Source organism: Helicobacter sp. 11S03491-1, from assembly GCF_002272835.1.
GTDB lineage: Bacteria > Campylobacterota > Campylobacteria > Campylobacterales > Helicobacteraceae > Helicobacter_J.
The window spans coordinates 60,895-74,684 of the sequence record NZ_MLAO01000009.1; the positions used below are offsets into that span (position 1 = coordinate 60,895).

At 34.3% G+C, this 13,790-nt stretch carries 7 protein-coding genes; 3 read left to right on the forward strand and 4 right to left on the reverse strand.

Annotated elements, in window-relative coordinates:
* Positions 1–46: 46 nt before the first annotated feature.
* The 4 genes from BKH45_RS06845 to ccoG all read right to left on the reverse strand — a co-directional run bounded on the left by BKH45_RS06845 (position 47) and on the right by ccoG (position 9,188).
* Entirely contained in the window at positions 47–1,327 is a 1,281-nt protein-coding gene (locus BKH45_RS06845) for an MFS transporter (protein ID WP_095274742.1), read from the reverse strand.
* Between the two features lie 22 nt (positions 1,328–1,349).
* Entirely contained in the window at positions 1,350–2,639 is a 1,290-nt protein-coding gene (locus BKH45_RS06850; protein WP_095274743.1) for an MFS transporter, read from the reverse strand.
* A 100-nt stretch (positions 2,640–2,739) separates the two neighbouring features.
* Entirely contained in the window at positions 2,740–7,641 is a 4,902-nt protein-coding gene (locus BKH45_RS06855) for a vacuolating cyotoxin family protein (RefSeq protein WP_095274744.1), read from the reverse strand.
* A 173-nt stretch (positions 7,642–7,814) separates the two neighbouring features.
* A complete protein-coding gene (gene ccoG / locus BKH45_RS06860) occupies positions 7,815–9,188 on the reverse strand; it encodes a cytochrome c oxidase accessory protein CcoG (protein WP_095274745.1) in 1,374 nt (457 codons plus the stop codon).
* Between the two features lie 150 nt (positions 9,189–9,338).
* On the opposite strand from ccoG, the gene BKH45_RS06865 reads away from it, so the two are divergent.
* The 3 genes from BKH45_RS06865 to BKH45_RS06875 all read left to right on the forward strand — a co-directional run.
* Positions 9,339–10,946 carry an ATP-binding cassette domain-containing protein gene (locus BKH45_RS06865; protein WP_095274746.1) on the forward strand — a complete coding sequence of 536 codons (1,608 nt, stop codon included), beginning with the start codon at positions 9,339–9,341 and terminating at the stop codon, positions 10,944–10,946.
* Positions 10,912–11,751 (forward strand): ATP-binding protein, encoded by an 840-nt coding sequence (locus tag BKH45_RS06870; protein ID WP_257874517.1) that lies wholly within the window; start codon positions 10,912–10,914, stop codon positions 11,749–11,751. The genes BKH45_RS06865 and BKH45_RS06870 overlap by 35 nt, the downstream gene beginning before the upstream one ends.
* 710 nt (positions 11,752–12,461) lie before the next feature.
* Positions 12,462–13,790 (forward strand): hypothetical protein (locus BKH45_RS06875; RefSeq protein WP_143428393.1); only part of this gene is annotated, 1,329 nt, incomplete at its 3' end.

The window sequence follows — 13,790 nt, forward strand, 5'->3', positions numbered from 1 at the left end:
TTGTCATTTTGGATAACGTATTTTATCATAGAAATAAAATCTCATATTAATCTAAATCTTGTGATCGTAAATATACACTCACTCCAAACCCCAATAATCCTAAAAATAATAAATAATACCCTACCCACATGGGTTCATAAGCATTCAAACTCACTACTAAAATAGGGGCTAGTCCTCCAAAAATAGCATAAGCTAAATTATAAGAAAAAGATAACCCGCTAAATCTTATATTTGCCGGAAAAACAGATACCATAATCAAAGGAGTGAAATTTACAACTCCTGCAAAAATACCTGCCAAAATATACCAAAAAACAATCCATTGAAGTAAAACCCCATGATAAAGAGTATAGAAAAACATCAAAGAAGTGATCCCAAATCCCAGAGAAAAAATACCCAAAATCCTAATTGTGCCAAACTTATCCCTCAAAAACCCTGTTACTACACACCCTACCCCAAGCGCAAAAATTACAACCATTTGGATAAGGGTAATTTCTATGCTTGAAGCATCCAATACTTTTTTCATAAAATTAGGCATCAAAAGCACCAAAATAACAATACACCCTGTGAGTATCCAAGTCATCGTCATGGAGATAACAATATTTTTTTTAAAATCAGTAAAGACTTTTTTGAGAGGGAGTTTTAACAAAGCATTTTGAGCTTTGATTTCTTTGAAAACCGGAGTTTCTTCTAAATATCTTCTTAGAAAAATAGAAATAATTCCAAATATTCCCCCCAAAATAAAAGGAATTCTCCAAGCATACCGGGAAATTTCAACTTCATTATAAATAAAATGGATAATCAAAGAAGCAATAGAACCCAATAAAATACCCCCTGTAATTGAAGCAGTCAATATTCCTAATGAAAACCCCAAACGTCTTTTGGGCACATGTTCAGAGATAAATACCCACGCACCTGGCAATTCCCCACCTATGGCAATCCCTTGAAGAATCCTCATAACAACAAGCAACAAAATTGCTCCATATCCAATATCTTCATAAGTAGGCAAAATACCAATTAAAAACGTAGGGATGACCATCAACAAAATTGAAAGCATAAACATATTTTTACGCCCGTTTTTATCTCCAAAATGCGCCATGATAATCCCACCCAAAGGACGTATAAAATATCCCGCTGCAAATGTGGCATATGTATTAAATGTACTCCAAAACGGATGAATATCTGCCGGAAAAAACAGTTGAGAGATTACCGTAGCAAAAAATACAAAAATAACAAAATCATAAAATTCTAATGTCCCTCCAAGCGAAGATAAAGAGAGGGTTTTGATATGCTGTTTATTTAGGGTTTTGCCTAAAGATAAATTTTTCATAGATAGCCTTGATAAATAAAATTTATTTGATTTTCTCTTTCAGATATACACTCACTCCAAACCCCAATAATCCTAAAAATAATAAATAATACCCTACCCACATGGGTTCATAAGCATTCAAACTCACTACTAAAATAGGGGCTAGTCCTCCAAAAATAGCATAAGCTAAATTATAAGAAAAAGATAACCCGCTAAATCTTATATTTGCCGGAAAAACAGATACCATAATCAAAGGAGTGAAATTCATCACTCCTGCAAAAATACCTGCAACTACATACCAAATAAAAACACTCCGGAGAGAACCTTCATGATAAAGAGCATAGAAAAATATCAAAGAAGTGATCCCAAATCCCAGAGAAAAAACACAACCTGTTTTCCAAATTCCAAATTTATCTGCAAATACACCCGATAAAATACACCCAATACCTACACTCAAGATTACCAGCATTTGTATAAGAATAATTTCTACTCTTGAAACATTAAGAATTTTTTGCATCATATTTGGCATCAGTAAAACAAGCACGATAATGCACCCTGTAAGTATCCAAGTTAGCGCCATAGAAATAATAATATTTTTTTTAGAATCAGTAAAGACTTTTTTGAGAGGGAGTTTTAACAAAGCATTTTGAGCTTTGATTTCTTTGAAAACCGGAGTTTCTTCTAAATATCTTCTTAGAAAAATAGAAATAATTCCAAATATTCCCCCCAAAATAAAAGGAATTCTCCAAGCATACCGGGAAATCTCTAAAGGAGTAAAAAATTTATTAATTAAAAAAGCGATAATAGAACCAAGTAAAATTCCCCCCACAACGCAAGCTGTAAGTACACCAACAGAAAATCCCAAACGTCTTTTGGGCACATGTTCAGAGATAAATACCCACGCACCGGGCAATTCTCCACCTATGGCAATCCCCTGAAGAATACGCACAATAAGTAAAATAATAGGAGCAAAATATCCAATATCTTCATAAGTAGGCAAAACACCTACTAAAAACGTAGGGATGACCATCAACAAAATTGAAAGCATAAACATATTTTTACGCCCGTTTTTATCTCCAAAATGCGCCATGATAATTCCACCCAAAGGTCTGGCAAAATATCCTGCAGCAAATGTTCCATATGTATTGAGCGAACTCCAAAAAGGATCAAGCGTGAGAGGGAAAAAGAGTTGAGAAATCACTGTAGCAAAAAATACAAAAATAATAAAATCATAAAATTCTAATGTCCCTCCAAGCGAAGACAAAGAGAGAGTTTTAATATCTTTTTTATTCAAAAGACGCTTTTGATGGGTAAAATCAGCATTTGTTTTCATTATTTGCCCCTTATTAATATAATATAAATCTATATTATATATAAAATAAAAAGAATTCTAATTATTGCAAATGAATTATTTCAAAAATCTCTAGGTAATACTAGAATACATAACGCATACCCACATTGCCATTAATATTAATATCTTTATAAGCAATCCCGGCTTTTGCACCCAATCCCAGATTGATATAAATTCTTCTAAAAAGCTCCATTTCTCCTCCTGCAGTCACAGAACCATATGTATTGAACCCATCACCTTTCTTGTAGCTCAATGTATTATTGCCGATAAATCGCACCTCTTGATCTCCTTTAGACTTAAGGAAAAGATCTCTGCTTACTCCGGCAATAAAATACCAATAAGAGGAGTGGTTGAGATATTGTCTTGTTTCAACCGCCAGATTAAGAGTGATATCTTGTTTTTTATCTGCATTTGCTTGAACACGTAAATCCTCGTTGCTTGGATTAAAAACATCTCCTGAAAACTTTGTTGCACCAATAAAATAATAACTCAGCCCAATTTGAGGTTTCAAAACAATAGATTTGTCATTGATTCCAAAGACATAGCCATAATTGAGATTGATATTAGTTGTATAAGTTTCATAATGATATTTTTGATTCAATGGTTGGAAAACTTCCTCTTGAGAATAGAGTTTTTCTTTATTGATCCCCACAGTCTCACTTATAGAAAAATCAAATTCGCTATCACCTACATAAGCCCTTGTATAAAAACCTGCATTGGCATTATAAGAACGATTGCGAATAATATCTCCTGTATATTCCCCTTGTGCATAAGCTACATACCCACCTACAATGACATTATTAATAAACCTATCATAACCCACATTCACTCCATAGAGTGTGCTATTCCCCCCATCTACAAAACTTGCTGCTCCAATAGCAGTTGCCCATAAATTATTTTTATAAGTACTACGATTAGCATATTTATAAATAAGTCCTATGCCATTGTTTTTGGCATCAGCAAAATGCTTACCCTTCAATTCTCGAAGCATATCTGCAAAAGTAGGCATATCTGATTGAGTGCTGGAGAGTTTTACCAATCGATTCGTTTTGCTGACATCTGTAGCAAGCCTAATAGCTGCAGTAGAATTATTCTTACGACTCACAGAGGAAAGTTGATTAATAGTGCTTTTAAGCTGATTGCCCAAATGGATAAAATACCCCAAATCATTACTGAGAACTTGATTTTTTGCCCAAAAAGAACTATGCTTATCTATCATTAAGGTTTGGAACCATGGCATAATTTCGCTCCCTGTATCATCGATCTTGTTAATCCACTCTTGCCCACCCTTTTTATAAAACCAATAACGAATATCATTGGGATCATAGGGATTTTTCAAATCGTTCTCATTGATAATAAATGAAATTTTCTTATTATCAACACTAATATCAACCCCTGCCATTTCTTTTCCATTACTAAGAAGCAAAATTCTATCAGCCATTTCACTATAAAGAAGATTATTGGTGGCTTTTTGATCTTGATTGGGATTGTCTGTAGGGGTAGATGAAATCTCTTTACCACTAACATTTTTATCAATATAAGTAATTGTTCCTCCCGCTTCAAAAAGAGTATAAGTTTGATTGAAATTAAGTCCATTGACATTATTTACTTTAATCAAAGCAGGAGCTTTTCCATTTTCATTTGTCTTACTCTCATCAAAATAAAAAGTTGCATTTCCTTTAACGCTTACAGGTTTAATCTCATTTCCATTGGGAGTGATATTAATCAGAGCATTTTGGTTTAAAAAATTTCCATTAATACTCAAATCACTACTGCCCCCATAGTTCATCACCGCCCCCTCCTCTAAAGTAAGGTTATGAAACATAGCGCCATGTTTATCATCCGGCCCAAATACAATTTTCCCGGAATAAGGCAAGTCAAGCTCTTTAGTGATTACAGTATCTGTAATCTTACTTGCATCTAAAAATGACCATGATCCGATATTTGCCCTCTCAATGGTGAGTTTCTCTCCCCCATTGCTAAAAATCAAACCTGACTGATTTAATCCACTTGTCCCTGCTACTAATGTGAGATTTTTAATGGTAGATGTCCCGATGTTTGTAGTAAATTCTGAATAGAAATTATTAATCAAGCCTCCATTGCCATTATAAACTTTTAAATTATTAATGACAAAATTTTTCATTTTTATCCCGGCATTAGGATCTACACTATTGGGTCTGGCAGCTGTAGCATTCAGTGTACCAATACTAATAGAACCACTTATAGCACTCAAATCTAACCCTACCTCATCAGTTACAGTCTGATTACCGGAGAGATTAATAATCCCGGCATATTGAAAAGTGTTGCCGCCTATAGCTTTCAAACCGGAGTGATTTTTTATATTGATTACAGAACTTGGATCATCTCCTAAAACTTTGCCATTTGATTGCAGCTCAAGATGACCACTTATCAAACCTCCATCACCCAAATTGATTGTCCCTCCCAAAAAGATATTCTCTGCTTTAATGAGCATTGTAGATTTGGCATTATAAGGACCGATATTGACAACCCCACCTGTCCCGCCTATATCTTGATTTTTTCCTAAGGCAAAGTCACTCCCACTTGCATCAATTGTAAATTTCGCACTTCTATTGCCATAATTGTTATAACTAAGATTTTGAAGATAATACACTGTATTTTCGTCTTGATTGGTAATATTATTATGAAATTTTTGGGCTTGCAGCACAAGGGTATAATCCTTTGCTAACCCACTTGCTCCGGGTATTCCCCCTATAGAACCAAATGCTGCGCTTCCTTGCCCGATTCCAAATACCCAAACTCCGGGCTTAATAAAAGGAGTGGCATCTACATAATGTTTGCCATTATCATATAAAAATCCTATGCTTCGATCATCATCACTCATCCAATACTTTACAGCCAAAGGACTTCCATCTGTTGTATTAAAAAATATTCTTTGGTTGAGTTGGGCTTTGTAAGTATTGTATTGAGTTGTGTTTGAATCATAAACTGCATTATTGTCTTTAAATTTAATTCCATTTGCAGTTGTAAGGAGATTGTAAGTTTTGCCTACTTCAATCCCTACAGGATTGATACTCACATTAATTTGGGCTTTTGGAGCTTTTATGGTAGTGTTGGTATCTGCTGCATAAGGATCTTTTTTTCCTGTATCATATTGGGTCATATCAAATGTAAAAGAACCATTCAGAACATTGATGAGATTTTGAGCATTTTTGGCAGGATCATCACCTAATATAATATTTAATTTCCCATCATTGACAAAATCACCCCCATTGATTCCCAAAGAACTTCCATCTGCAATATTCAAATCCCCCCGATTGGTATAAGAACTCCCATTGCTTAAAAACACACTTGCATTATTTTTAATCGTAATATCATCTGTCATAAGATTATTCGCATAAATTTGAGAATTGTTAAAAAGAATATGTTTGATGGTTGTAGCCCCACTCATCCCTCCATTATTGCTTGCAGCATATAATTTAGAATTATTATCCATATTCAGAGTATCTGCACTAAAACTTTGACCACTTTTTAGCCACAACTCTGCGCCATTATTAAGCGATATAGTGCCATTAGATGTAGTGGTGTCAGCATAGAGATAGGTTTTGTTATCACTAAAATCTGCATTGTTTAGCACAAGCTCTTTTGCTTGTATTGTGGCATATGAAGACTTGAGCGTATCAATAGTAAGTTTGTTAATTTTAGAAGCATCCAAGATAGCCCAACTCTTGATGTCAGCTGTAGTAATATGAAGAGAATCCCCTCCTCCTCTAAACTCTAGAATTGTATTATCTGCATTGCTACCACCAACATCAAGTGTAAGAGTACCTATAGTACTTGTACCAATATTAGTATAAAAAACAGATCTTGAAGCTCCTTTGTGCTCTATAAGGTTAGTGATATTGAAATTTTTGCCATAGATACTTGCGGTGATAAGTTCCAGAGTTTGGATTGTAGTGCTGCCCTTCATGCCTTGAAAATCCAATATCGAATCACCCCCGGCAGCTACTCCGCCACCGACATAAATTTTTTTGGCATTAAAACTGCCTTCCCCTGAAGCAATAAGTTTATTATAATACCCAAGCCTCACATCTTGGCTAAAAGTGATATCTTTTCCATTGAGTTTAAAAGTCGCTGTTGAACCTGAGAGTCCGGATCCCCCTGCGCTTCCATTAACCCAAAGAGGACCATTTAATACAATATCTCCATAACCATGAGTATTGACAAATATACTTCTCCCACCCCCATAATTACTAATATTAATCATATTAAGAGTAACTTTTGCATGAGTATCTAATGTCGATGTATAAAATGCTAAAAGACCGGAATGAGAATTAGTCAGAGTCTCTATTTGAATCTCTTGTCCTGAACCTACACCCAATGCATTTACTGTCTTACCTTCGCCCATGCGAATGTATTGGGCTTGGAAACTTGTAGAGACATTGAGACTACCGTCTGCATAAATAGCACCCGTTCCGCTTAATCCCTTTGAGAATGTTACAGCCGAACTCCCCGTAATACTAATAGAGCTTCCTTGATTCATACTAACAGGAGCATTGAAGGTAATGGTTGCAGCATTCCCTGCCCCCCAACTTCCAACTTTGAGATCAGAATTAGTGTCTAAAATAACCTTGCCTGCATTGATGGTTACATATTGCTTCCCTACATAACCCCCTCCCCGACCATCTGATGGAGAATTATGACCTTGAAAAGTCAGAGTATGATTCCCAAAACTATAAGTAGGCGAATAAGTATAAGTGCTATACCCCGCCCAACCATTTACAACCCCATCATCATTCCAACTGCCTGAAGCTAAACTGGTAAAATTACTTGTTACGTTTGTAAGACCATAAAGAGTTTTGATAGACAATAAAGCAGTGATAAATACTAAAAATAGAATTCTAAACCCTATATTTTTCACATTCTTTATAGCAGTATTTCTAAATTTATTTTGATACTTTAAATAGTATAAATAAGATTTTCTATCTGCTTGATGGAATTCCATTCCTACTCCTAAATCTAAAACAAAATCCTAAACCTATGGCTTTTAAGATTTGTTTGCCTCATTCCAAAATATTTTTTACATTTTTAGTTGTCTATGCAAATATTATACTATAAAATACTCTAAAATATTCGGATATCTTTATATTATTTTTGAGGCTTTTTTGATAAAACGCCTCACTTATCCTTCAATAAATCCTCACGAGGATAAACAAAGACGGTTTTCCTCTCTACCTTAATTTTGGGATCATCACTGGCAAATGCCTCAACAATAATAGGTATTGTAGCATCTGTGTTGGTATTCTCTCCCATAGATTTTTTTGCTCGCAAAATAACCACCACTTTCATCTTGTTCCCTGCCCTCAAAAGTATATCTTTGTAAGGGCGTATAATCTCTATATCGTCTGTATTTGTAATTCTAAAAGAATACAAATGGTCTTTTTTGTCTGTATTTTGGAATAAAAAGATATAGTCATTATCAACCTTACCTCCACTTTTAATCTCATAAAGTTCAGTAGTGCGTGTAATATTCAAAAGCATTTTTTCCTTTTCACCCCCCATAATAAGCAATATAATGAATACAAGAACCAAAACAACCATATACCCAATTGTCCGGAATCTAAAATATTTGACTTTAGTTTTTGTCTCTATAGAATTAGGAGAACTCCATTGCACCAATGAAGGTTTGCCCAATTTACCCATAACAGCTGTGCAAGCATCTGCGCATTCAAGACAATTGATACATTCTAATTGCATTCCCTTGCGTATATCAATATGTGTAGGGCAGACTTGGACACATTTTTCACAAGCAATACATTCTGCATTTACATCTCTCTTTTTAGGCGCTTGTAGGATTTTATTACCATTAGGATCATAAATATGCCCTCCGCGTTTCTCATCATAGATAGCCATAATCGTATCATCATCATAAAGAACTGATTGTACCCTGGCATAAGGACACATATAAATACAAAAATTTTCAGCGATAAAAGTAATATCAAAAATAAGAAATGCAGCAATACAAAACCAAAATACAAGCAAAATTTTATGATCTAAAGGAGAAGCCAAATAAGTAAAAAAGTCCTCAGGAGGAACAAAATAAAATAAAAATACTGCTGAAGCACTCAGCCCGATAATACTAAAAATCAAGATGCCAACAATCTTCTTTATATCATTAGAAAAAATATTAAATTTAGGCTTCTCTTGTTTGTTAGATATTTTCTTGCGCAGACCCAAAAGCTTTGTTTCAATCAAGTCTCGATAAATCACACGAAAGATCGTCTGTGGGCAGCTCCAACCACACCACACCCGACCTCCTAATGTCGTCATAAAAAATATACCCACAAACAAAATAATCAATAAAAAAGGCAATAAATAAAATTCTTGGACATTAAAAACAACGCCCATAAGATGAAGTTCCATATGATCAAAAGATAATAAAAAAATATGGTTACCATTGATTGTAATAAAAGGCAATCCAATAGAAATAATTGTAATGATAAAATAAACCAAATAACGCTTTTTTCTATAAATACGAGCAAGCATTTCCATATCTTCTCCTTATGTGAAGTTGTTTGTGTTCCGGTTAGTTACGTTTGTTTGGTGCGAATTGTATAACTTTTATCTAAATTAAATTTTATATCTTTAGGAGTTTTGGTAGAATTTTAGCAATAATTTCTAAAATCTATGCAAGGACAATTTATGTTACAGACAATCAACCTCACTATGAGCTATGCGACAAAAAAGCTTTTTGAAAATGTCAGTATAAAGCTAGACAAAAATAAACGTTATGGGCTTATTGGAGCTAACGGATCAGGGAAAAGTACCTTTTTAAAAATCCTTAGTGGGATTTATGAAGCAAGCAGTGGAGAAGTCCTTATTGATCAAGGATTGAAATTAGGTGTGCTGGGACAAGATCAATATGCTTATGAAAATCTCACACTCAAAGATGCTGTTTTAATAGGGAATAAACGCCTTTATGATGCCACCAAAGAAAAAGAAAAACTTTATGAACAAGGGGATCTCAGTGATGAAAAAATCAATGAGCGCTTAGGAGAGCTTGAAATTATTTGTGCAGAAGAAGATCCTATGTATGAATATGAAATAGTAATTCAAAAAATTTTAGAAGATCTGGGTTTTCCTGCCCAAATTCATGACCAACTAATGAAAACGCTTACCGGAGGGGACAAATTCAAAATCTTGCTTGCCCAAGTCCTCTTCCCAAAACCGGATATTTTACTTCTGGATGAACCTACTAACAATCTTGACTTACACTCTATTGCTTGGCTTGAAGAGAACCTCAAACGCCATGAGGGAACAATGGTTGTCATCAGCCATGATAGACATTTTTTAAATGCGGTTTGCACTCATATCCTTGATATGGATTTTCACACTCTAAGAGAATTCAGCGGCAACTATGATGATTGGTATATTGCCTCAACACTTATTAGCAAACAACAAGAAGCCGAACGCAACAAAAAACTCAAAGAAAAAGAAGAGCTTGAGTCTTTTATTGCGAGGTTTTCTGCTAATGCCAGCAAGGCAAAACAAGCTACCTCCAGACAAAAACAGCTTGAAAAACTTAACATTGAAAGCCTTTCTGTCTCAAGCAGACGCGATCCAAGCATTGTTTTTAAACCCAAACGCACCATAGGGAATGAAGCCCTTGAATGCGAAAACATATCCAAGTCTTATGGGGATCATAAAGTGTTTGAAAATATAAATCTCAAGATTCTTCCGGGAGATAAAATTGCTATTATAGGTACCAACGGAGTGGGTAAAAGCACTTTGTGCAAAGTGATTGTAGAAGAACTCAAGCCTGATTGCGGGAGTGTAAAATGGGGGGCTACAATCCAAAAAGGGTATTTTCCCCAAAACGTAAGCGAAGAAATCAAAGGCAAAGAAACCCTTTATGAATGGTTACGAAATTTTGATAAGAAAATGGACTCTTCTGAAATACGAACAAGTCTGGGAAGAATGCTTTTTAGTGGGGAAGAGCAAGAAAAAAGCATCGATGCCCTTAGCGGAGGGGAAAAACACCGAATGGTGCTTTCAAAATTAATGCTTGAAGGGGGAAATTTTTTAGTGCTTGATGAGCCAACCAACCATTTGGATTTAGAATCTATTATTGCGCTGGGAGAAGCTCTTTATAAATTTGAAGGTTGTGTGATTTGTGTTAGCCATGATCGTGAGCTTATTGATGCATATGCTAACCGCATTATTGAATTTATCACTACTCAAAATGGAGCAAAAATGATTGACTTCAAAGGAAGCTATGAAGAATACCTTGCTTCAAAACCACAAGCATGACAAAGTACAAATTTTTGAACAAAATGCAACTTCAAGAAGGAATAAAATGAACCTCCAATGCGACTGGAATCAAACAAAAGCATGTATATTTCGCCATTATGAGGGGGGTTATTTTCACCCCGTTAAAGAGTTTGATTATTTAGATACAAACACTCTTTTAGGGTTAGAAGAAGAAATAGGAAAATTAGAGAAAAATACCCTGGCATTTTGTAATAAAAACCCTGCTTCCCATGTTCTTATTTGGGGTGCCAGAGGATGTGGCAAAAGCTCAATGATAAAAGGAGTACTCACAAAATTTCTCAACCAATTCCATGCTACATTGCGCGTGATTGAAATTGAAAAAAATGATCTGAGTATATTGCCTTTTTTGATCGATACTCTCAGAGAACAGACATTTAGATTTTTAATTTATTGTGATGATTTATCATTTGAAAAGGGGGATCAAAGCTACAAATCTCTTAAAAGCATCCTTGAAGGATCTCTTGAAAAAACTCCCCAAAATATTTTGATGTATGCAACCTCAAACAGACGACACCTTATTGTTGAAGAAGAAAATATTCAAGAAATACATCAAAAAGATGTTTATGATGAAATTATTTCTTTAAGTGACAGATTTGGTCTTAGCATTGGTATTTATGCTTTAGGGACACAAGAATATCTCGCGATTGTAAAAAGTTTGTGCAAGGATAATCAAGAATTTGAAAGTATTAAAAATCCAGCCCTTAATTATGCCGGGATCAAAGGTAATCGTAGCGGAAGAAGTGCAAAAGAGTTTTATAAACTTTATAAAAACGGTATTTTATAAACCATCTCTAAATGCCCTCAAGAATACACTTTGTTTGATTTTTTGCCGGTTAAAAAACATCTGAACTACAAAGGATATATCCAAAACCTTACAGATGATTCACCCCATAGGAAAAAATAAGAAGTAAGAAACAATCTTGATATTAATAGAAAAAATTGCATGTAAAAAAATCAATAGAATTTAAAAATCAACTATAAAAAACATTAGCTATCTAAGTTCATCAATCACTAACAAAAACTGACTATGAAATGATAAAGAAAACTAAAAGACATTTTATTGCAAAACCTTGCTGACTCTCTTTGGATCAAATTCTCTATATCCTTTTACAGAATTTTCAGATAAAACCTATTGCCCCAAGTCCATCCTTCTTAAAATTTTCATCAAAAAATTATTCTTAAGTGATTATCTTTCATTTACACTGCAATACTTTCATAATTCACTTCAATATATTAAAAGATACAGAAAAATACTATAGATTCATAAGATTTATTTATGATGTTATTAATTAACTTAGATAACCATATCATTTGATATAATCCATAAAAATACTATATTTTAAAAAAAATATATAATAAGTAAATTTAAAATAAAATAAACTGATATATCATTTAAGCTATTTTTCATTAATAAATTGTTTTAATTCCTATACAAATACTTTAATTGCAATAAAAATATTGCTATTTGTCAAAATCATCAAAAAGGATGCCGGTATGAACAAAAAGAAGAATGTGTATTCCAATGATACTATCTATGTCTCTACGGGAGATCGAACAAAAACAATACATACCAAAGCAATGTATCCATCTAAAAAATCTTCTTTAATTGTTTCTGCAGCTCTTTGTGCGCTTACTCTACCTTTTTCTCCTGTTTATAGTGATGCTATTATTAAAACTCCCTTTGGTGACAGCACTTGTTCTAACACTTCTACCGAGGCTTGTATAGGAGGAAGTTATGAAGATCTTGATTCTGTTTCAATCAAAGGTTATATAACTCTAAGCGATACATTCATGCCGGATGAAAAAAGCGTGTTTATATCCGGTTTCGCAAGACGAGATAGCAAATTCACGCTCAATGCCAATAAAAGCATTTTAACAACCATTAAACCTACAACTGCCATGACAAATGGCTCTAGCATAACCATGAATTTCAAAGATTCCGCATGGGAGGGCGATATCGTTTATAGCGACCGAGCATATCGACGTGGCAAAACCTCTATCTTTACTTTTGAAGGAAATTATGAGGGTAATAGTGATGATGATCTCAAAGGTTATGCATTTGTAGGAACTATCGGTGCATATAGTGGGGCTAATACCCTTAACTTTGATGGTGCAAATTATAAAGGAGATGTTTGGAGCAATTATGATGACAATTTTGGTGATGGGGGCAGAATTACCATTAACTTAAAAAATAAATCTAACTTTGAGGGTTATATGGAAAATAGTGGAGATTACTTTAATGTAACTTTTACAGATTCTACTATGACAGGAGATATTACCACAACCAATACAGGCTCCTCATCCACAAAAGTTCCTAAAACAAAAGTAAATTTTACAAACTCTACCTTGAATGGTAATCTAATCAATACAGCATTCTTTGTGGGCACCATCCCCACTCCTGAAAAATTTGGAACTACAGCTGTTTTTAACGGGAATGGAGAAAGTGGTTATGCCATAATCGGAGATATCAGCACCGATGTAGGTTTAATGGATGTAACCTTCAATCAAGCCAACATGAAAGGGAATGTTGATATTATTACCGGGAATATTGATATTTGGACACAAAATAATAGTTATTCTTCTATCATTACGAAACTAACTTTTAAAAATAGCGAACTTGATGGGAATATTATTCAGAATATCGAATTTACCGGAGATGATGAAAACAAAGAATATTCAATGGATTATCAGACCACCGTCACCTTCTCAGGCAATGGCACAAATGGCTATGCCATGAAAGATCACTCTATCAATCTCCACAATACCGGTGGGGTTGGCGGGAAAGGCAATATTTCTCTGGATAAGGGTGCTAAACTCGAAAAT

Coding starts and splice junctions, on each gene's coding strand:
- BKH45_RS06845 (WP_095274742.1), bottom strand. CDS start 1,327: ATGAAAAATTTATCTTTAGGCAAAACCCTAAATAAACAGCATATCAAA.
- BKH45_RS06850 (WP_095274743.1), bottom strand. CDS start 2,639: ATGAAAACAAATGCTGATTTTACCCATCAAAAGCGTCTTTTGAATAAA.
- BKH45_RS06855 (WP_095274744.1), bottom strand. CDS start 7,641: ATGGAATTCCATCAAGCAGATAGAAAATCTTATTTATACTATTTAAAG.
- ccoG (WP_095274745.1), bottom strand. CDS start 9,188: ATGGAAATGCTTGCTCGTATTTATAGAAAAAAGCGTTATTTGGTTTAT.
- BKH45_RS06865 (WP_095274746.1), top strand. CDS start 9,339: ATGTTACAGACAATCAACCTCACTATGAGCTATGCGACAAAAAAGCTT.
- BKH45_RS06870 (WP_257874517.1), top strand. CDS start 10,912: ATGAAGAATACCTTGCTTCAAAACCACAAGCATGACAAAGTACAAATT.